At 30.1% G+C, this 20,866-nt stretch carries 25 protein-coding genes and 1 pseudogene; 12 read left to right on the plus strand and 14 right to left on the minus strand.

Features of this window, described 5'->3' with window-relative positions; all coding sequences use genetic code 11:
• Positions 1–17: 17 nt before the first annotated feature.
• From IGL24_RS13280 to IGL24_RS13295, 4 genes are all read right to left on the minus strand, one after another.
• Positions 18–1,949 carry an acyltransferase family protein gene (locus tag IGL24_RS13280; protein WP_206854949.1) on the minus strand — a complete coding sequence of 644 codons (1,932 nt, stop codon included), beginning with the start codon at positions 1,947–1,949 and terminating at the stop codon, positions 18–20.
• A gap of 262 nt (positions 1,950–2,211) precedes the next feature.
• On the minus strand, positions 2,212–2,424 hold the full coding sequence (gene mazE, locus IGL24_RS13285; RefSeq protein ID WP_207115423.1) for a type II toxin-antitoxin system PemI/MazE family antitoxin: 213 nt from the start codon (positions 2,422–2,424) through the stop codon (positions 2,212–2,214).
• Between the two features lie 101 nt (positions 2,425–2,525).
• On the minus strand, positions 2,526–2,912 hold the full coding sequence (locus IGL24_RS13290) for a type II toxin-antitoxin system HicB family antitoxin (RefSeq protein WP_206854952.1): 387 nt from the start codon (positions 2,910–2,912) through the stop codon (positions 2,526–2,528).
• 34 nt (positions 2,913–2,946) lie between these two features.
• Positions 2,947–3,135: a type II toxin-antitoxin system HicA family toxin gene (locus IGL24_RS13295; protein WP_206854954.1), complete on the minus strand. Its 189-nt coding sequence runs from the start codon at positions 3,133–3,135 to the stop codon at positions 2,947–2,949.
• 283 nt (positions 3,136–3,418) lie between these two features.
• Between IGL24_RS13295 and IGL24_RS13300 the strand changes: the two genes are divergently transcribed.
• Both IGL24_RS13300 and IGL24_RS13305 read left to right on the plus strand, forming a co-directional pair.
• On the plus strand, positions 3,419–3,652 hold the full coding sequence (locus IGL24_RS13300; protein ID WP_207115422.1) for an addiction module antitoxin: 234 nt from the start codon (positions 3,419–3,421) through the stop codon (positions 3,650–3,652).
• Positions 3,649–4,056, plus strand: a complete 408-nt coding sequence (locus IGL24_RS13305) for a type II toxin-antitoxin system death-on-curing family toxin (protein ID WP_207115421.1) — start codon at positions 3,649–3,651, stop codon at positions 4,054–4,056. Before IGL24_RS13300 ends, IGL24_RS13305 begins: the two co-directional genes overlap by 4 nt.
• A gap of 131 nt (positions 4,057–4,187) precedes the next feature.
• On the opposite strand, the pseudogene IGL24_RS13310 reads toward IGL24_RS13305, so the two are convergent.
• Together IGL24_RS13310 and IGL24_RS13315 are read right to left on the minus strand one after the other, a co-directional pair.
• Positions 4,188–5,108: pseudogene (locus IGL24_RS13310) on the minus strand (type VI secretion protein ImpB); the annotation flags it as partial.
• 461 nt (positions 5,109–5,569) lie between these two features.
• The gene (locus IGL24_RS13315) at positions 5,570–6,244 is read right to left on the minus strand and encodes a Crp/Fnr family transcriptional regulator (RefSeq protein ID WP_207116036.1); all 675 of its coding nucleotides are present in this window, start codon (positions 6,242–6,244) and stop codon (positions 5,570–5,572) included.
• Positions 6,245–6,409: 165 nt separating this feature from the next.
• Here IGL24_RS13315 and nrdI point away from each other — a divergent pair, with 165 nt between their 5' ends.
• The 4 genes from nrdI to nrdF are packed head-to-tail and all read left to right on the plus strand — an operon-like array spanning position 6,410 to position 11,016.
• Complete coding sequence (nrdI, locus tag IGL24_RS13320; RefSeq protein ID WP_242542672.1) at positions 6,410–6,898, plus strand: class Ib ribonucleoside-diphosphate reductase assembly flavoprotein NrdI; 489 nt, start codon at positions 6,410–6,412, stop codon at positions 6,896–6,898.
• Positions 6,895–9,087 (plus strand): class 1b ribonucleoside-diphosphate reductase subunit alpha, encoded by a 2,193-nt coding sequence (nrdE, locus tag IGL24_RS13325; protein ID WP_207116037.1) that lies wholly within the window; start codon positions 6,895–6,897, stop codon positions 9,085–9,087. The genes nrdI and nrdE overlap by 4 nt, the downstream gene beginning before the upstream one ends.
• A 10-nt stretch (positions 9,088–9,097) precedes the next feature.
• Positions 9,098–10,054, plus strand: a complete 957-nt coding sequence (locus IGL24_RS13330) for a ribonucleotide-diphosphate reductase subunit beta (RefSeq protein ID WP_207116045.1) — start codon at positions 9,098–9,100, stop codon at positions 10,052–10,054.
• An 11-nt stretch (positions 10,055–10,065) separates the two neighbouring features.
• Positions 10,066–11,016 (plus strand): class 1b ribonucleoside-diphosphate reductase subunit beta, encoded by a 951-nt coding sequence (gene nrdF / locus IGL24_RS13335; RefSeq protein ID WP_207116038.1) that lies wholly within the window; start codon positions 10,066–10,068, stop codon positions 11,014–11,016.
• Between the two features lie 130 nt (positions 11,017–11,146).
• Here the strand turns inward: nrdF and IGL24_RS13340 are convergent, their stop codons facing one another.
• The 5 genes from IGL24_RS13340 to IGL24_RS13360 form a co-directional block, all read right to left on the minus strand.
• Positions 11,147–11,515, minus strand: coding sequence for a hypothetical protein (locus IGL24_RS13340; RefSeq protein WP_207116039.1), 369 nt, complete (start codon positions 11,513–11,515; stop codon positions 11,147–11,149).
• 14 nt (positions 11,516–11,529) lie between these two features.
• Entirely contained in the window at positions 11,530–11,868 is a 339-nt protein-coding gene (locus IGL24_RS13345; protein ID WP_429966340.1) for a hypothetical protein, read from the minus strand.
• A gap of 281 nt (positions 11,869–12,149) precedes the next feature.
• Positions 12,150–12,530, minus strand: coding sequence for a hypothetical protein (locus IGL24_RS13350; RefSeq protein WP_207116041.1), 381 nt, complete (start codon positions 12,528–12,530; stop codon positions 12,150–12,152).
• A gap of 23 nt (positions 12,531–12,553) precedes the next feature.
• Entirely contained in the window at positions 12,554–13,033 is a 480-nt protein-coding gene (locus IGL24_RS13355) for an RrF2 family transcriptional regulator (protein ID WP_207116042.1), read from the minus strand.
• Between the two features lie 184 nt (positions 13,034–13,217).
• Entirely contained in the window at positions 13,218–13,385 is a 168-nt protein-coding gene (locus IGL24_RS13360; RefSeq protein ID WP_207116043.1) for a hypothetical protein, read from the minus strand.
• A gap of 536 nt (positions 13,386–13,921) precedes the next feature.
• Between IGL24_RS13360 and IGL24_RS13365 the strand changes: the two genes are divergently transcribed.
• Positions 13,922–15,010, plus strand: a complete 1,089-nt coding sequence (locus IGL24_RS13365) for a YhgE/Pip domain-containing protein (protein WP_207116087.1) — start codon at positions 13,922–13,924, stop codon at positions 15,008–15,010.
• Positions 15,011–15,032: 22 nt separating this feature from the next.
• On the plus strand, positions 15,033–15,191 hold the full coding sequence (locus IGL24_RS13370) for a hypothetical protein (protein ID WP_207116088.1): 159 nt from the start codon (positions 15,033–15,035) through the stop codon (positions 15,189–15,191).
• Between the two features lie 338 nt (positions 15,192–15,529).
• On the opposite strand, the gene IGL24_RS13375 is transcribed toward IGL24_RS13370, so the two are convergent.
• On the minus strand, positions 15,530–16,327 hold the full coding sequence (locus IGL24_RS13375; protein ID WP_207116089.1) for a hypothetical protein: 798 nt from the start codon (positions 16,325–16,327) through the stop codon (positions 15,530–15,532).
• Positions 16,328–16,476: 149 nt separating this feature from the next.
• Here IGL24_RS13375 and IGL24_RS13380 point away from each other — a divergent pair, with 149 nt between their 5' ends.
• Positions 16,477–16,836: a type II toxin-antitoxin system RelE/ParE family toxin gene (locus tag IGL24_RS13380; protein WP_207116090.1), complete on the plus strand. Its 360-nt coding sequence runs from the start codon at positions 16,477–16,479 to the stop codon at positions 16,834–16,836.
• Complete coding sequence (locus tag IGL24_RS13385) at positions 16,833–17,105, plus strand: helix-turn-helix domain-containing protein (protein ID WP_207116091.1); 273 nt, start codon at positions 16,833–16,835, stop codon at positions 17,103–17,105. Before IGL24_RS13380 ends, IGL24_RS13385 begins: the two co-directional genes overlap by 4 nt.
• 466 nt (positions 17,106–17,571) lie before the next feature.
• Here IGL24_RS13385 and IGL24_RS13390 read toward each other — a convergent pair whose 3' ends face one another.
• Entirely contained in the window at positions 17,572–17,970 is a 399-nt protein-coding gene (locus tag IGL24_RS13390; RefSeq protein WP_429966341.1) for a hypothetical protein, read from the minus strand.
• A 289-nt stretch (positions 17,971–18,259) separates the two neighbouring features.
• Positions 18,260–19,087 carry a MerR family transcriptional regulator gene (locus tag IGL24_RS13395; RefSeq protein ID WP_429966342.1) on the minus strand — a complete coding sequence of 276 codons (828 nt, stop codon included), beginning with the start codon at positions 19,085–19,087 and terminating at the stop codon, positions 18,260–18,262.
• Between the two features lie 77 nt (positions 19,088–19,164).
• Between IGL24_RS13395 and IGL24_RS13400 the strand changes: the two genes are divergently transcribed.
• Together IGL24_RS13400 and IGL24_RS13405 are read left to right on the plus strand one after the other, a co-directional pair.
• Positions 19,165–20,022 (plus strand): arginase family protein, encoded by an 858-nt coding sequence (locus tag IGL24_RS13400; RefSeq protein WP_207115857.1) that lies wholly within the window; start codon positions 19,165–19,167, stop codon positions 20,020–20,022.
• A gap of 232 nt (positions 20,023–20,254) precedes the next feature.
• A complete protein-coding gene (locus IGL24_RS13405; RefSeq protein ID WP_207115856.1) occupies positions 20,255–20,845 on the plus strand; it encodes a recombinase family protein in 591 nt (196 codons plus the stop codon).
• Positions 20,846–20,866 lie beyond the last annotated feature (21 nt).

Genomic DNA, 20,866 nt, shown 5'->3' on the forward strand with positions numbered 1-20,866 from the left:
GGTCAACATCGTCTCTTTTATTCACTTGCTTGAGTACTATCAGAAGTCGTGTCGCTCGTACTAGTTGAAGAAGTCTCACTCGTTTGATTTGTCTCAGACCCCTTTGTTTCACCTAATAGCGCTTCGCTGACTAAATGGATATAATTCAACATTCCATCTGGATTAGGATGGACTTGGTCATCATAGAACCACTCATTATGAGCATTACTATACGAATACCAATCGATCACTGTCATATTGTCATATTTCTTTTCCATTTCTGCCAGCATCGCATTGACTTCATTTTGCCAACGTTTCGTTGGAACGCGGACATTGACCCAATAAACCTTACGATCCCCGATCGCACTCATCAAACTATCGAATTGCGATTCAGAGAAAGAACCATTTGTTCCTAAACCAACTAATACCGTATCCTTCAACAAGTCGCGATTTTTTAATTCTTCGATGTACGGAAGACTTGTGTATAATTGACGACCAACATCACCATCTACGACTACTTGTGGATATAATTCTTTTAAATCCGCTGCTGCATCTAACATGACTGAATCACCAAATGCAGTCAACTCTAATTGTTGCGCTTTTTCACCTTGCTCTTTGGACAAATCGTATTTATCCAAGATCGCTTGGTCAATAGGCGCTACGTTGTTTCCTTGGTTATTCTGACTTTTTTCAGCTAATTTTTTACTTTCAGCAATATTTTTTTGCAATTGCTCCTGATCAGCTGTCACTGCATTTTTAGGTGCGGTTACGAACCCTACTAACGCAATCGCTACGACTAATGTTCCAGGAACCACCCAAGGCTTTTTCCAGCTGAAGATAGGTTTAGTAAACCAACCTTTGACAACACGAAACGTTTGACCATAATCAAAACGCGCCAATGGACGTTCAATAAAGCGGTAGGACAACTCACTGATCAATAAGATCAATGTGATCTCAATGACGGTATGCAAGAAAACATGATCCGCGATCCCTGATACCTTTGCTTCATAAAAAATCATCACTGGAAATTGGTACAAATAAATCCCATAACTTCGCTTACCGATCCAAGTAAATATCGGATTGGTCAACCAGCGATTCAAGCTCGCACCTGGATGCGCTGTAACTGCTACAAGAACCATACATAAAAGACTGACTAAAAATAGCCCCCCATAGTAGATAAAGCTCAAATGATCATCTAAGAAAAAGAAAAAGAGGATCAATGTGATCAATGAGGTGAACCCCGCTATATTCAGTACCTTCTTTGCTTGTTTCGGAATGTTTTTCTTCAATCGAGTACTTGGCCAAATAAAAGCCAACGCACTCCCCATCCAAATCGAGAATAAACGAGTATCAGTTCCATAGTAGACACGAGTCGGGTCACCATTTGGTGAGTACAACACCATCATCAAAATAGCTGAAGCAATCGCTGTTCCCATGATCGTATAAAAAATCCATTTTTTCTTACGGACAACTGCCATCAAAAAAACAAAGATGATCGGCCAAATCAGATAGTTCTGCCCTTCTACTGCTAATGACCAAATATGAGTAAACGGTGACTCATTTGCAAATCGATCAAAATAGGATAAACCATTATTGATCTGCCACCAGTTATTGACATAAAATAAACTACTAAGTACAACGCCCCGAAGATTATTCAATAATCCTCGCTGGAATATCGTAATATATGCTGAAGCAGTAATAAGCAAGAAAACGAGTCCAGGATACAATCGTTTCATTCGCCGCACGTAAAATTGCCAAATACTGATTTTACCATTTTGTTCCCATTCTTGTCGCAAGAGATCGGTAATCAAATAACCTGAAACGACAAAAAATATCGGAACTCCGAGGTAACCACCCTTCATACTTGTTGGCAACAAGTGGTACAAAATAACTCCGATGACCGCTAATGAACGAATCCCATCGAAGCCAGTGATATACCGGCTACTTTTTAATCTTTTTTGTTTTTCCATTCAATATTCCAACTTTTCATAAACTTTTTTCATTCGTAATATACGTGCATTACAAAAAAATAGCAAGCAAAAACTTCATAAAAGTTGCCACTTTATACTATAATCCCATAGTTTGTCTAAAAAGAACACTTTTTTTAGCAACCTTAACAAAATTTCAAATATAACAAGTTGACTTATTATTTCGTATGAAGGAGACAAAAAATCGTAAACAAAAACTATTTACTTTGAATAATAGAAACCAAATCAACTGATATTAGCTTCATTAGAAAACAATTTCTTTCCCTTTACAAGATAAAGCCTGCCATTGATCTTTTTCATAATACTCCGCCTTTTCTTTGCCTTCGAATGGATCTTTGATCTTGGGAATCAGAGTAATTGTTCCATCTTCTGAATAGACGACAATATATACTTGATTTTCGGGAGGTAGATCAATTATTACAGAACTGCGTTGTCGTCTTGATTTCGTTGTAAGCACCCTGTCACTCCTTTTCTATGATTACTTTACGCACTTATGAATACTTATTACGAAAAAACATCACCTGTCCTTTAGCAGACAGATGATTGTTCTCTTTTGTGTCATATCTTTAATTTTTGGACCAAGGCTTCAGACATTGTTTTTGAAAAATTTATACCTTCGTTTGTTGCACGCACATTCAACCAATGAGGAATTTTTATTGTCTTTTTATCTAGTTGGACATCTTTTAAGTAATCATTTAGATCCACAGAAATCAAAGTAGCAAATTCACGCTCAGAATCAATCGAAAGATCATTGATATTAGTTGGTTTTGGCAAAGGTTTATTATTCTCAACTAAATCTCCGAGCATGATCCCTAAAGCATCCGATGCAACTTCTAACCCCTCGATAATATCTTTTGATTGTGTCACTGCTCCTTCGATATCAGGAAAATAAATTCCATATCCAACAGGATCCTTTTCAAAAATAGCTGGATAAACTTTTTTCATTCATCTCCCCTTCTTTCATAAAAGCACAGCGGGCTTAAATGCCCACTGCTTTTCGAACAGAATCTTCTACTCTTCTAGATAACTCTTTTGAATGGCTAGTAAGGATAACGGGTCTAGGATAATCCTTTTTAGTGAATTTCCTATGTGAGCCCTTCCCACCTTTCACTTCAACAAAGCCAGCATCTTTCAGTAGCTTTTCTGCTTCTCTGATTGTCATGGGCATTGCACATACCTCCTGACTATTATATAGTAGCACGTACTGGGCGTACTGTAAAGGTACACACTATACCTTCAACGAAACTTCAAAAATGCTCTTACATTTTTTTTAGTGACAACATCTTAATATGTAAGATAAGTCAGTTTCTATATAATTAATCTATATTAGTAGCGGGCTAGTGGTTTTATTTAACCTTTCTATACAAATTAAAAATAAAGGATTCTACAAAATTGATTTCGAAAAACTGTTCGTATACACTGTATATACAAAAAAAGAGAGGGAGATTCATATGCCTATTAAAGAAAGAAAATTTAGAGAAGTAGGAAATTCAGTGGTCTTGACTATTTCAAAAGACTTTCTTAAAGAAAATGGATTGAAACCTGGGGATACAGTTTTTTTAGATGAAGAGAAACTGAAGGCTGCAATTACAAAGAAACAGCCTATATCTGATGAAATCGATGTGGCAATCGCCCAAGCATTAATGGATTATGACACAACTTTCAAAGAACTGGTGGATAAATGACCGTAAAGTATCTTGAAGCTAGAGATATCATAAAAATGAATGTGATCCAGATAAAGAAATACTCTCCTAATGAACCAATTGGTGTAAAAGATCCTGATGCTTTAGAAATGTGTGTTGGCCAACTACAAGTAACTGCTTTTGGTGAGGAAATTAGCGCTTCCATTTATGAGAAAGCAACGATGCTACTGATACAATTGATTAAGAAACGTCCCTTTCATAATGCAAATAAGAGAACTGCTTTCTTAGCATTATTTGTATTCCTAAAGATTAATGGTTACGTTCTAACTATTCCAGAGAAAAAAGCAATTGATTTAGTGATAAATATTGCTATTTATGATGGTGACTTTGATCAATTAAAAGAAGAAGTCTTGATTATGATAAAAACACATACAAAGCCAAGTTAGTCGACTTTGTATGTGTTTTTATTATTAAATATTAATTTGCATTCAACTGTATAGAAAACGTAAATTTTCTATATAATTGAAATGATAATGCAATATATTACTAACTAGATATTACATTTATTAACCTAAAAACAATTATACTGTCGAATACGTGCAGCCACTTGTTCTGCCATTTCCTTCACCACGATCTCAACTTCTTCTTTCCTCGTGTAGTCCTTCGGTAGCACCTGAGAATCCCCATAAGATTTCTCTTTAGTTGGTTCTGCGATATCCGTTCGAGCAACCCCATTCGCATGAAAATAGAGCTGTAGTCCAATATCCTCTAGTTGCCTCTTGAGCGCGTATGGGTCCAAATTGGCTAAATCTTTAATACTCAGAATCTCCATGTAGTTCAATCTTTTTTTCATGCGTGATCCGATACCCCAAAAGTCCGTCATTTCTTTAATCGCCCAAATTTTTTCTGGCACATTTTGATACGTCCATTCCGCTATAAATCCCTTATTATGCTTGGTTTCATTATCTAAGGCTAATTTAGCTAAAACAGGATTATCACCAATACCTACGGTCGCGATCAAACCAGTTTGACGGTAAACGTGTAACTGTAACTGTATCCATCTTGCGAGCTGTTTTCGTCTCTCACTTCTTGTACCAGGTGTCGTAAATAAGTTCAGCGATTTTGTTACCTTTAGAATCGACTCATTAATCGAATAAATCAATAAGCCTTCATCTGCGACGTATTGCCGAAAAATACTGTTTACTTCCATATTCTTTTTAATATATAAGTTCATTCTTGGGGGTACAATGTGTAATTCTTTGGGCAAAGGATAAGGTAAATCACGTGGTCTACTAACGTTTGTGATTCCATATTTACTTTTGGCAGTTGGTGACGCTGCTAAATTAAGCCCTGCCCCTGTATTATCTGCTCAACTCATAACGACTAAAGCAGTTGTTAATGGATTTAAATTTCTTTCTACACACTCAACACTCGCATAAAACGACTTCATATCAATTAAGTAGTAATCATTTACTGGTTCATTTGAGTAATCAAGCATAATAAATCTCCCCTATTTCAACACAATTAAACAACCGTACGTTCGCTTTTGTAAAGGGGAACTACCGAAAAAAAATCAGACAAAAATGTCTGACTTTTCTTTACTCAACTAGATTAGCTATTAGTAAGTAGGTTCTAATTCGACCTGTTTGACCAACTATATAACCTATAAATCCTAAATGACCTTAGAATCATCGTATGAACACTAAATACCATATCATTTTCTATATTCTATATAGATTCTCTTATCTGGAATAATTGTTATTCTAAATTTGCTATTTGCTAGATCAATATATTTTAGTACGACTTGATCTAAGTTTACAAGTGCTAAATTATTTAATAAAAGAAGTCTCTCGAGTCATATTTTTAAAATGCGTAGATAAAGGACTATTATATACATTAACTTACTAAAATTAATATTTCAGAATAAAATACTGAGGAGATAGTAATTGCAGTAAATACTTAAATAAGATTATTATATGTTTCACCAAATTTTTTCAAAAGTGTTACTTTATTTTTTTTTCGTTTGATTAATTGTTTATTCTCGAAATCTTTTAATTTTCTAGACAATGTTTCTGGACAAATAAATAAGTAACTAGCAACTTCTTTTTGAGTCATCGGTAATGTTACTGTATAACTTTCTTCTACAAAATTAGTTATTCTCGATAAATGGATTAAATATAAGGCTATTCTATTAGAAATGCTATTTATCGATAATAATTTGACTTGTATTTCTAAATCCATAGTTTTCTTTGTATTAATTTTTAGTAATTCGTAACTAAGTTGTGGGTAATCATATAAAATTTTTCTCAATTCAGAATTATAAATCATACAAATTTTGGAGTTTTCTATTGCCTCACCATAAAACATAGTATTTTTTCCATTAAATAAATAATTTTCTCCTTCACAATCTCCTTCTGAAATAATTCTAAATAAATGTTCTTTTCCAGAATCAGACAGTCTATAGATCTTCACTTTACCAGTACATACAATTAATATTTGCTCTTGAGAATTAGGTGAAAATATTAGTTCTTTTTTTTCAAATTCTTTATATAAAAATAATTTTTCAATACGCTTTTTCTCATTTTTCATCAGATGATTAAATATAGGTATATTACAGCTTATTTTTTCTTTCATAATATTTTCTCCAATACAATTTTATCTTTATAAAATTAACAAAAATTGATTAGGAATCAATTGAATAAAACTTTAACTGATATAAGATAAAAACACAATATATAGTGTTAGAAAAAAATAAAAATACTATATATTGTTAATAAATTATACACTAGGAGGAAATCTATGGAACCAATAAGAACTATAAATATTTTCTACATTAGTCTCAGTGGTAACACTACTAATTTTATTGAAAGATTAGATGGTTATATCATGAAAAAATACAGATATAAAGTTCTATATACAAATGTACGTAATATTATTAAGGAAAATCCGGAAGATATTTTTCTTATAACTGATCCTTATTTTCTATTTCTCCCTGCATATCTAGAAGGTGGCAATGGAATCAATAATGGTTTTAAAGAAATTTTAACTACACCATTAAAAAAGTTAGTAGCTTATAAAAATAATGCCACATTTTGTTATGGAATCGTGGGTAGTGGAAATCGTAATTTCAATAAACAGTTTTGTTTAACAGCATATCAATATTCATCCCAGTTTAATTTTCCAATGATAGATGAATTTGAATTAAGGGGAAATGATGAAGATATCAAAAGAATTGGTAATAAATTAATTACTATAATTAATAATAATCAATTGGAGGTATCAAAATGAGTACTAGAGCAAATGATCAAGATTATTTCACTTTAAACAACATGTTAAATTTACCAATTAACGGTAAGATTCCTCTAGAATATGATAAAGCAGCTCTTGAAAAGTATCTGGAGACAGAAATAGAACCTAAAACACTTAAATTTAATAGCATTATAGAAAAAATTAATTATTTAATTGAAAATGAGTATATAGATGTTAACGTATTGCAAAAATATTCAAAATGTACTTTTAATACTAATGATTATGATAAATCTTTTATAAAAAAATTGTATGTACATGCCTATAAATACAATTTCAAATTCAAAAGTTTTATGAGTGCATATAAATTTTACACTCAGTATGCACTAAAGAGTAATGACTCTAATTATTATCTTGAAACATTTGAAGATCGTGTAATTTTTAATGCACTATATTTAGGCAATGGTGATAAAAATCTCGCATTTAAATTAATCGATGAATTACTTTCCCAACGTTATCAACCTGCTACTCCAACCTTTTTAAACGCAGGTAAAAAACAGCGAGGAGAAATGGTATCTTGTTTTTTGATTGATATAAATGATTCTATGCTTTCTATTGGTAGGGGGATCAATTCTTCTCTGCAGCTTTCAAGAATTGGTGGTGGTGTCGGAGTTAATTTATCAAATTTAAGATCTACTGGTTCATCGATAAAAGGAATTCAGAATGCTTCCTCTGGAATATTACCAGTGATGAAACTATTAGAGGATACCTTTAGTTACAGTAATCAACTTGGACAGCGTAATGGAGCAGGTGTGGTATATCTTAATGTTTTTCATCAAGATATTATCTCATTTTTATCTACAAAAAAAGAAAATTCAGATGAAAAAATACGTGTAAAAACTTTATCGCTTGGTTTAATAGTTCCAGATAAATATTATGAACTATTAAAAACAAATCAACCAATGTATCTTTTTAATCCCCAGGACATTGAAAGAGTATATGGGAAACCTTTTTCTTATATAGATTTAACTTCAGAATACGATAAACTTGTTTCAATAAAAGACATTCAAAAGACGTCTATTCCCGCACGTGAATTAGAACAGGAAATTTCACGTTTACAGCAAGAATCAGGTTATCCATATATTATTAATATTGATACCGTCAATAGAGATAATCCTGTAAAAGGTAAGATAATTATGAGTAATCTTTGTTCTGAAATTTTACAACCACAGGAACCATCAGAACTAAACCCTGATTTGAGCTATAAAAATATTGGAACAGATATAAGTTGCAATCTTGGCTCGATGAATATATTAAACCTACTGGATTCACCAGATTTTGAAAAATCAGTTGAATGTGCTGTACGAGCCCTTACAACCGTAACTGATAGTGCGAATATCAATGAAGTTCCATCAATTGCTAAAGGTAATAGCCTTTATCATACTATTGGGTTAGGTGCAATGGGCTTGCATACAGCACTAGCTGTTAATAAAATCGAATATGATTCTAAAGAAGCTTTAGAATTTGTCGATGCTTTCTTCCTAGCATTAAATTACTATTCTTTAAAGATTAGTAATCAAATCGCTATTGAAAAAGAAATGAAATTTCATGAATTTGAAGAATCAACTTACGCAAATGGTAGTTATTTTGATAAATATTTAAATAATGATTTTACTTTCCAATTCAAAAATGTAGCTAATTTATTTGAGCATATCAAACTTCCCACTACCAAGGACTGGCTTTTGCTAAAAGATAGTATCATGAATCATGGGCTATATCATAGAAACCGCCTAGCCATAGCTCCTAATGGTTCTATTTCATATATAAATGAAACAAGTGCATCCATTCATCCAATCACTCAATTAATAGAAAATAGGCAAGAAAAAAAAGTAGGCTCTATTTTCTATCCTGCGCCATATTTATCAAATTCAACTATTGATTATTATAAAAATGCATATGATATGGATCAGCGAAAAATTATTGATGTCTATGCTGTTGCGCAGAAACATATTGATCAAGGTCTGAGTTTAACACTGTTTATGCGATCAGTACTTCCCCAAAATCTATATGACTGGAAAAATGAAAATCAATCCAAGTTAACTACGCGTGATTTGAGTAAATTACGTAATTATGCATGGGCTAAAGGAATAAAAACACTTTACTATGTAAGAACTTATACAGAAGATGATGAATTTGAAAGTATTAATAATTGTGAATCTTGTATGATTTAAAGGAGGAGTTATTTTGAGTAATTATTTACACTACAAAGCAATCAATTGGAATGTCGTAGAAGATGAACTAGATAATGCTACATGGGAAAGAGCAACTTCTCTTTTTTGGTTAGATAATAGAATACCTATTGAAGAAGATAAAAATAAATGGAATAAATTAACTAACAATGAACAAGATCAATTAAATAAACTACTTGCTTTATTAGCTAATCTCTCGACTTTCCAATCTATTAAAGCAGGTGAAATGATTCGAGACAATAAAAAGACTCAACAAGAGATCGCTATAGTAAATAATTTGCAATTTACTGAGATGGTTAACACCAAGGCCTATAATCGTATATTAAAAACTTTTAATCAAAATATTGATTTAACTAGTTTGTTCAATTATATAGATAACGATCCTATAGTAATAAGCTATTTACATGATATTGATTCTATTTATATAGAAAGTGATGATCCTTTAAAAAAACGGTTTATGGCAATTTGTATAGAAGGTATTATAAATTATGCGTACCTTGCTTACCCTTTAGATCTATGGACTAGTCAACACTTTAATAATCTTGGGAAAATTGTAGAAATGATTATTCGCAATGAATCACTCCATTGTTTTTATTTAAGGCACAAAATCAATATTTTACTATCTACTTATGAAAAAGATAAAGAAGACGAATTTAAAGTATGGGTAAAATATCAAATAAATATTATCATACAATATTGTGATCAGCTAATTAATCAGTACTACAATTTAGCAGCAAATAAAACAATAGCAATAAATCTTGTTAGACAAGAAGCAAATAAAATTTTAGAAGGTTTAGATATACCTCTAGTTTATCAAGTAGATAAGACAACTATACTAAATATTAATAATAAGTTAAACAAACTTTGTAAACATTCTCTAATATCTAAAAACTTTAAAAAAAATATCTCTATACATGACGAAATGATTAATGAAGACTATAATTTTTAGGAGGATCTAATGTGCTTAATAAAACAATGAATTGGCAACAAATAGAAGATGAATTAGATGAGTATGTGTGGGATAAAGCAACTACTCAGTTTTGGCTCGACACACGCGTCCCTGTCTCTAATGACCTATTAGATTGGCAGAATCTATCTGAAAAAGAAAAAGAAATCGTAAAAAAAGCAATAGGTGGACTGGCTTTACTTGATACTCTCCAATCTGAAGAAGGACTTTATGCTATTAAAAAAAATGCTAGAACTCAAAAAGAAGTAGCTGTTCTAAGTAATTTTGCTTTTATGGAATCGATCCATGCAAAAACATACGGAACAATCTTAATCTCCTTAAACAATTATAAAGAAATCGAGAAAATCTATACTTGGATGAATAATGATCATAGAATGCAGTTTAAAGCAAAACGAATAAATGATATTTATCAAAATGGTACAGGTTTACAAGTTATGGTTGCTAGTATATTTTTAGAAGGTATACTTTACTATAGTAATTTTTTTATACCACTTTGGTATCGTGGGAAGAATAAATTAGCTAATGTAGCAGAATTAATAAAATTAGTTATTCGTGATGAATCAGTTCATGGTACCTACCTTGGATATAAATTTAGACAAGGATTCGATGAGCTTTCAAAAAAAGAACAAGAACAATTTAAGATTTGGATGTATAATTTTCTAAATGATTTATTAGAAAATGAGTTTGCTTATACTGAAGAAGTTTATCATGATCTTAATTTAGTTGATGATATAAATATATTTGTTAAATATAATGCTAACAAGTCTTTACAAAATATGGGCTTTGACACTTATTTTGATGAAGCTACGGTAAACGATGTTAATCCGATTGTTATCAATGGTATATCTATTGAAACATCTAATCATGATTTTTTTTCGCAAGTTGGAGCTGGTTATTTAATGGGAGAAGCTGAATTGATGAACGAAAATGATTATAATTTTTAAATGTATCTAAAACTATATAAATAAAAGTAAGCAAAAATAATTTCACCAAAATTAAAATTTATTTGATAAAATTATTTTTGCTTCTTATTATACTTTTCTGTTTTAGACACTATATTTAATACGAAGTTTTTTAAATAGCTAACAATTGATCGATTTTTTGTATTTTATTTAGTAAATCTTCTTCATCTGTTGCATACTTCAAATCTGTATCAACATCCCATAAAATATTAAATAGACTTTGGCTATCATTAAATGTAAAAACCACACCAATATATTTTTTAAAAGCCTTATATTCACTTAAATTTGTCATTGGAATATCAATTTGATGTAATTTTTGTTCTAAAGCTTTTTTAGCAAGCCGTAATCCAATCTTTTTCATTTTAGTATTTATTCTATTAGCCCTTCTTCTTTCAGAAATTATTGGCAAGAAAAGGGCAACAATTAAGGCGACTGTTTCTGCGATCCCTTCTATCCATTCTGCAAGGCTTCCAGATTCCATTCGTATTCTCCCCTTTATAAGTTATAAGTGGTTTCCAATGTATAAAGTATTTTTGTTAGTTCAATGTTTTTATCTTCATTACCAATATTTTTTTTTAATATATTACCAACTTTTTCCGAAATCGCAACTAGTATTTGATTATCACTAACAATTGCTAACATTGAATTAAAACTTTCAAGTTGTTCATACGATTCTTTGTCTTGAATGGATATAGCTTCTTTTATTAATACATATTCTCTTCTAGCAAGTCGCTTAACGGAGTTTTCTTCTTTTTTTCGTTGTTGTATGATTGGAAAAGTTATAGCCCCAATAATAGCAATTATCTTTGAAATACCAATTATCCACTCTGCCATACTCCCGAGCTCCATTTTCAGACCCCCTTCAGTATTGTTTTAAGAATAAAATTTAAAATAATTTTTATTTAACTATTAATTGTTAATATAGACTATTCTTTATTTTCTTTCAATACTGAAGCATTGCCTTTTAAAAATAGCGATTATTTACATAATTAATTATTGTTAATAAACGGGCAACTTTTTTGAGCTGACTAAATTTTTATATTTTCTTTGAAGTAACATATTAATCATATGCTAAAATATCTTCTCTATCTCAAAAAATTAATTTTTTATTTTTATTATTTTATGTTATAACGTTTTGATAATTTATTAAGCAACCGCTCTACTTCATTATCGGAAGATTCAAAATTACTATTATTTTTTAATAAATAACTAATTTTATTAGATATATTTGTTAGTTCTACGTCATCATTAATAATCATTAGCAATGAATTGTAATGTTCTAATTGCTTAAAAGATTCAAGGTTAGCACTAGCACTTTGTTTTTCTTTACGTTCCATAATAACGTCATATACTAGTGCATACTCCCTTCTAGCCAAACGTTCTGTTCCGCTTTTTCTCTTTCTCTTTTCTTGTATTAATGGATAAATAATAGCACTAATTATTGCTACTATTTTAGAAACTACTGCAATCCATTGAGCAATATTACCAATGTTCATGCAATGATCCTCCTTTAATATTTTTAATTATTCTTCAGAAACAATGGCCAGTCAATTATCAATAATTCTCCTTTAGAATTTTTAGGTACAATTTCTTCAATTGAATGTTCTTTTAATACAGAAAGATAACTATTTTCTGCTTCTTTTAAAATATCTAATGTTAGATTACCATACTTATCTACAAGTTTATCAGATAAAAACATTGTATGTATAACATCAGTTTTGACATTTTTTAAAAAACTATCTGAATTTTCAACTGCTTTAAAGACATCATAGAATGTGATATCTCTTACTGACTTATTTAAAGAATAGCCACCTGTTTTTGATGCTTCAGATTGAATAATACCAGCATTATTTAACTTTTTAGCAATTTTCTGTAAATATGTGTGGGAAACTCCCATTCGCTGGCTTATTTCAGAAGATTTTAAATGAGACTTTTCCGGTAATTCAGCTAGCATTACAAGAATAGCAACAGATTGGATAAACGAATTACTTAATTTCAAACAATTACACCCTTTCTAAAATCTATTGACTTTTAATGTCTACAGTCGCACATCTAATATAGACCATATTAGTTATTCTTTCAATATAAATGGACTAAAAATTTGTCTTTTATAAAAAAATAGAGAAAAACTAGAGTAAGTAGAACCTAGATTTTTCTCTATCTTTATATATATTTAAAGTAAACTATTTAAATCTATCTTTATTATTTTCTGCCTTCTTTTTAAATTGTTCACCCACTTTTTTACCAAGTTCAGCATATTCTTTTCCTATATCTTTACCTTCTTTTTTATACATACCACCTAAAATTTCTCCTTCTTTTTTTAATTTATCAATTTGTTCTCTAAATGTCATAATATTAACCTCCTTTTTTATGACTATATTCTATGTCAATTTTATTGACTTTTTTATTTTTAGAGGTTATAAAAAATAAATTTAAAAGATATTTAAGATACAAGCATTAATTTAGGTTATTAATAGTATATTCAATTTAATCAAATAAATATAATGTGTAAAAAAATCTTTAAACATTAAGATAGCTTATATTTAATAAAGTAGAAAATATAGACATCCCCCATTAAAGATTATTCTAATAAGAGCAAATCAATTAAATATTTTAATTCCTCATATCCTTTCATATAATCTCTAACTTATTTTTTAAATTCTATTATTCTTAAAATGATAAGTTAGAACTACCTGACAATAAAATCCTTTAATTTATCAACTTCTATAATTCTTTTTCTTTGTTTCTGTCATTTTAAATTTTTAAAAATTTCCAATTTATAAAATTCGTGTTTTCTGTTGACAAATAAAATCTATAGATTTATTATGTCTGTAGTCAAAAGATATCTGCGGTTTACGTGGGTTATAAAAATAAAGAGGTGTTTATTATGAAAAAGAAAATTGTTTTAGGATTTGTATTAATATTCTTATCCCTTATTCCTATGATTTATTCTGGATTGTTTTTAGGTGCATCATTAGATCCATATGGTAATATGGATCAATTACCAGTAGCTCTAGTCAATTCCGAAAAAAATATAATTCAAGATAAATTAGTTGAAGAAAAATTATTTGATTTAAAAGAAGAAACAAACATGGATAGCGCGATGGAAAAGTTAAGAGACGGAAAAGTATATGCCATTATAAGTTTTGGTGAAGATTTTCAAGGTAAAATTACAACTTTTCCAAAGCTAAAAGAAAACGCTGAATTACAATTGATAACTTCTGAAGGACTTAATTCCTTTTCTTCAAAAGTCATCACTAGTACAATGAACCAATTTGTACAACATGTTAATGCAGAACTATCTTCTAAAATTATTGACAAGATGCAAGGCATGAATATTCCAGATTCAACTGGTTCTATCGTTAAATTACAAGTCAAAAATATTCATCCAGTAAAAAATAATGGTGAAGCAATGGCTCCATATTTATTTTCATTAACACTTTTTGTTGCTGGGATATTTGTCAACCAATTTACAATGCGTAATTTGAAGAAAAAAGGAGAAAAATTTACAACGTACTGGACAAAACAATATGTTTTTCCTGTAATAATTGGTTTAGTTCAAGTACTTTTATTACTAAGTGGGAATTTCTTATTTATCCATATTCCAGTTAACTCACTCTATCAATTAATGGCTTTCTTATTTTTAACTTCTGCAACATTCTTGAGTATAATTGTAGGATTTAATAAATTGATTCCAGGAATTGGATCTTTAATTGTTTTAATTTTAACTATGCTCCAAACGTCAGCTGCAGCTGGTGTTTATCCTATTCTCTTAACCAATAGTCTATTTGAAAAAATTAATGCTTGTATTCCAATGACCTATACAATAAGAGGATTGAGAAGTATTATCAGTTTGGAAGGCATTAATTTAGCAGAAAATGTTTACGTATTAATCGGCTTCTTAATTTTTGGCCAATTCTTAATTTTACTTTCCTATTTAATACATGAACGACGCTTCAAAAAAACATCAAACTAAACAATAAAGGTGGGAAATAGTAATGAAAATCTATAAAATTGATGCTGCTAAAAAAAAGAAGACGGAGATTAGAGAAAGACATGATAAATTAGGACAAGAATATACAGATATAGATACTTTTGTCAAAGATCTACTTAAAGAAAAAAGAGAAATAAACAAAAACAGGAATTGCTTTAAATGAATTTACAGATTATTATTCTTCTAAAATCTTATATAATTAACTGTACTTGAATTTAATATTTAGGCAATACTCTAAATATAAAAAGAGACAAACGCTGAGTTCGTCTCTTTTTATATTTAGCTTTAATCTTGAAATTTTTATTAAATCCTATTTGATTAACATTAGTTTATGTGGGATTTTTAAGACTCTGTATAATCCTTAAAATTAGCAGTTGTCGCAATTCTGTCTATAGTCCATTATTTATCTATTGGTAAACATACTTTTTTGGGTAGTCTTCACAAAACAATAATAAACTAATTAGTTTATTATTTAAAATAGTAGAATAAAAATATATTATTTTATAAATTAAAAATAAATAATTTTATTAGTGTGTACATAAAATCACCATAAACGTGCCTGGAAAGAGCTTCAGAAGGACTTATCCATACTCTAATGCAATCATGCCTTGGGGCTGTTTCAAAAGCTACTTTCCCATTTTTTGAAAATTTCTTTGTTTTTTTAATCGCCGTATTCCCGCAAAAAGTGATCAAACAGCTGTATTGTCCTTTAGTATACTTCAAATATTCAAAAGGTTTTTCATTGAAACAAATTCCTGTCGCTTTTATTCTCGTTTGCTGTTTTTCTGCTAATAACCAACTTTTCTTAGTCGAATGCTCTTGCAAGCGTGCTTCTACTGAAATAATCGAGCCATCTTCCTGTTCTAAATAAATGGACGAATAATACTCCTTAGAGATAGGAACTGCCTTACTTAATTCTGAAATCTGTCTCCCTAATAATCGACAACCAGTTTCCTGGGCGAACGTATAAACCAAATATTCTGAACCATCTTTGAACAAGAGAGAATAGACTTGATACACTTTTTTTGGCTTCGCCTTTTCCTTTTTGGGGACTGCGGCCAACTGTTGAATCACTGGTTGTTTCACTTCGTGTGTTTTTTCATACTGCATTAATTGTTTTAAAGTAGGCTGTAGCTTATCTTGGATTTCTTGATACTTCTCACAGTATAGACAATAACGATCCTTACCAATCGGATGAAACAAATCCGGATCAGACTTATGTTTCTTTTTGATTTCTTGCAATTTCTCCTCGTAAAAATATTTCATTGTCAGCATTTGTTTGTACTCTGATCGATTCAATTCTTTTACTCCTTTTGTATATTATCTACACATAATAAATTTTTTCTTCAAATAGCTTTCTATTTATTCTATCACACATCAATTCCCTTTATTTTCATTAAAAGGAATATTCGTTTGCTTTTCGATAGCGAATAAGCTATCATAAAGGTATGGATAAACCACAATTTGATTACGTTAAACGGAAAGACGGAACAAGCGAATTTGAAGATTTTTTGAACTCTATACCTGAAAAGGATTCTTCTAAGTTATTAGCAATAATTGAAATAACAGAAGAAAAAGGATTGCTCATTGCTCAAAGAATGGAGTGGGTAAAAAAATTAGATAATGATTTGTATGAATTACGTTCTAAAGTAGGAAAAAATATTCAACGAGCAATATATTTTCAAAAAATCGACAATGAATTTCTTATCACACATGGTTTTACTAAGAAAACTCAAAAGACCCCACAAAAAGAAATAAACCATGCAAAAAGTGTTAGAGAAAAATATTTGAAGGGAGAACTAATATGAGCATTAAAGATCTAATTGAAAAGAAAAAAGCGGAAAGTCCGACTTTTGCTCAAGAGTTTGAAGCAGAAAAACAGCGCTTAGAAATTGCAGTAGCAGTTACTGAATTAAGAAGCGAACTAGGGGTTTCCCAACGAGAATTTGCTGAAAAAGTTGGGAAACCGCAGAGTACGATTGCACGCATAGAGAATGGAAGCATGAATCCAAGTATAAAAATTTTATATGAAATTGCTACAAAAGTTGGTAAGGAATTGCATGTAGAATTTAAATAATGAATATCCGTCAGGTTTAAACTGACGGAGTTTTTTTTATCTTATTTTACGTATTTGCAACGAGGCTCTTCTCTAAATAGAAAAATAGCCAGACGACTGCCCGACTATAAGATACCTACTTATTTTTTTCGTTTAGTAGTTGAAAGTCTTGATCAATAAATTGGTAACAATTCCCACAATTTTTACAAGGATATTGTTTCGTTTGAATATTGAGCTGAATCAGCTCACCATAATCACAATCGATCAATACAGCCATTCTTCGTTCTAATCCGTATTATGGACGTCTCCAGAAACTATAGCCTAATTGTTTTTCTTTTCAATGCAATTAACCAATCTAGATCCACTTCATCTTCTTTTTTTATTTTTTTCGTAATACTCTTTCATTTCCTCTTTATTCATAAAAACCATCCTATAAATATTATTTAATCATCTAGTCGACATAACCCTAAATTATATCTAGTTATCATCACTGAATTTTATCAAGCAATGGTTTAGCTATTTTATCTTCTAGTCCCACGACAGAACCATCTATATATGCACTAGAATCAATAGAAGTAGTATTTATTTTTTCTTGAAATAAATATGCTTTAAATGGACTTTCCTTTAAAACATAAGAAAAAATAAAATATTTATTGTCATCAAGATTATTGATATAAATTTCATATTCGTAACGCTGACCTTTTGGATAATATTTCATATTAGTTTTTTTTATTTTCTCTTTAGGAATACCTTGTTGGATTGCATAAGAAAACATTCCATCTTCTAACTTTGTTTCGTATGCTTTCTTTCTAATAAAATAAAAAGTAATAGAAAAGAATAAGATACATAAAAATACTACCAAAATTTTAAATTTCTTCTTATACATATAAATACCGCCTTTTTAACGTTTACTAATTTTATCATAGTTATATTAACAATTAGTAAACCATATTAAATTTAACATTTAACATGATATATAATTTTTTCTAGCCCTCTTTGTAATTGGAGTGCATGGAACATTCGTATGAAATAGTGAGGTATAAAAATGATACAAACAAGAGGTTTATCGTTGTAAAATTTGGGTGTACCCTAGATAGACATTAATTGGATATTTTTCACATATATGGTACGGACAAGAATAATTTATTTTTTAATAATATTCATAATAATCATACTTAAATTTTTATTTGAAGTTCACTAACAAATTCCCCATCATGTGAACTATCAAAATGATTTGCCATAGAAACCTCGTAAACAATTGGATTCCCCTTACAACCTAAATTTTCATATGCTTCTTTAAGGACAAGATAGTTCTTCAAATAGTTCTGCACATTCCAATTAAATTTAACACATAAGTATTCTCCCTCAGCTATTTCATCTGTCATACCATGTAGAGATGGATCTTCTGTTGGATAAACATTGATAAAAAGATAGTTATAATTTATTTCATCCAATGAGTCATAGTTTCTTAAAGTAAATGAACAATTGTATTGATAAGATTTTGGAACCCAACTATTCGTTTCAAGTAGATGATATAACTCTGAAAAATAAAGATCTGGTTGAGTCAAAGGTGTAATTTTTCCATTACAAATCTGCTTTACAATTGTTCTCTTTTCAATCATCCTTCGATAAATCTTTCCTTCAGTCTTATCTAACAATTCATTCTGAAAACTAAGTTCTATTCTTTGATTTTCAAGTAAATTTTTTATATGATTTAACTCATTTATTTGACTATTTATTTCTTTTTCCTGTTTTTCTAAAAAATAATTTAATTGTTTAGGCGAAAGCGACATGGCATTTTTAATATCATTAATAGGCATTTTTAATTTTCTCAAATACTTGATTATTTCTAAATAGAATAATTGTTGGATCGAATAATATCTATAGTTGTTTTCTTTATTTATATATTCTGGTTTAAATAAGTTGATTTGATCATAGTATCTTAAAGTTCGAATAGAGATATTACTCAGTTTTGACATTTTCCCAATTGATAAATATTTCATACAAAGTCTCTCCTCTTGACCCTCTAGTAACGTCATAGTTTATTGTAAAAGTAGTTTAACACAAAGGAGAGAATATTATGACTAAAACTTTACGAATACTAGCTGCTGATTGGCAAGGTGGGAATAAGCCAGAATATTATTTTGGCGCAGAACTTTTATCTTGGTTAGCCCCCAAAAATGAAAATCAAAAAGAAGTTCGGCTGCCAATTGAGTATCCTAATACTGCATCATTGTTAAAGGAAAATAATGTGATCGCACAGAAAGTTGTGAAAGAGAATGTTCAAGTCTCAAAAAGAATCCTGGAAAAAGAGCAACCTGAAAAAATCATCACATTAGGAGGGACTTGCTTAGTATCTCAAGCTCCACTTGATTATTTAAAAGGTAAATACAAAGAGGAATTAGGTGTGATCTGGATTGATGCGCATCCAGATATATCAACTCCAAAAATATATTACAATGAACATGCAATGGTTCTAGGCAACCTATTGGGTATGGGAGATCCAGAACTGTCAAAAATAGTAGAAAATCCACTATCATCAGATTCTATTCTGTATGTAGGTTTGCAAGAACCCAACTTTGAAGAAAAAAATATATTATCTGACCTAGATATTAATTATACGATTCAACAAGATAAACATTTGAATTATGCTGAAATCCAAGAATGGATTAATAAAAATAAATTCAAAAAAATTGCAATCCACTTCGATTTGGATGTTTTAGATCCAAATATATTCCGATCAGTTTATTTCTCAGAACCTGGACAAGACAAGTTCCCATCAAGCGCTGGAAATATGTCTCTATTAGAAGTCACAACTATTTTAACTAGTCTATTTGATAATAATGAAATTGTAGGACTAACTATAGCAGAATATTTACCTTGGGACGCCATAGAATTGAAGAAATTACTCAATAAATTGAGTATCTTTAATCAATAATTTTTTCTACAATAAAATGAAGTTTATAATACTTTTTTTAAAGTTTCAAAAGTTTAAATATGCGAGAACCTAAAAAACAGAGTGTCCAGAATATCGTCCGTTTCTGAACACTTTGTTTTTTGTCTATATTTTTCAAAAAAACAATTCATTCCGTGTTCATAAACCCATGCCAAAATCTATGTTCAATTAAACTATATAAATAAAGTTATGGTACAATAGATTTTAATGAGGAGTGATTATTTTGAAAATAGGATACGCTCGAGTATCTACTGGATTACAAAATTTAGATTTACAAGAAGATAGTTTAAACAAATTTGGTTGTGAGAAAATTTTTACCGATCATATGAGCGGTGCAAAAAGTAATCGACCAGGATTAGAAACGGCCATCAATTTTGTTCGTTCTGGAGATATTCTCGTAGTTTGGCGTTTAGATCGGCTAGGAAGAAATATGGAAGATTTGATTTCGATCGTCAATCGATTGAATGAACGTGGTGTAAGTTTCCATAGTCTTCAAGAAAATATTACAATGGATAAATCTAGCTCTACTGGACAACTTATGTTTCATTTATTTGCGGCTTTTGCAGAATTTGAGCGCAATTTGATTTTGGAAAGATCGGCTGCTGGTCGAGAAGCTGCTCGTGCAAGAGGTCGTTTTGGTGGACGGCCTGAAAAACTAACTGATCAAGATTCAGACTTACTAAAAACCTTAGTTGATAACGGTACTCCTATTAAGACAATTGCGGAACGTTGGAATGTTTCTCGAACAACTATTTATCGTTACCTCAACAAAATAGAAGAAAAAAATAAGGAAACACCTAAGTAACCCTTGGGTGTTTCCTTATTT

Source organism: Enterococcus sp. DIV2371 (assembly GCF_050498525.1).
Taxonomy (GTDB): Bacteria; Bacillota; Bacilli; order Lactobacillales; family Enterococcaceae; genus Enterococcus_B; species Enterococcus_B mangumiae.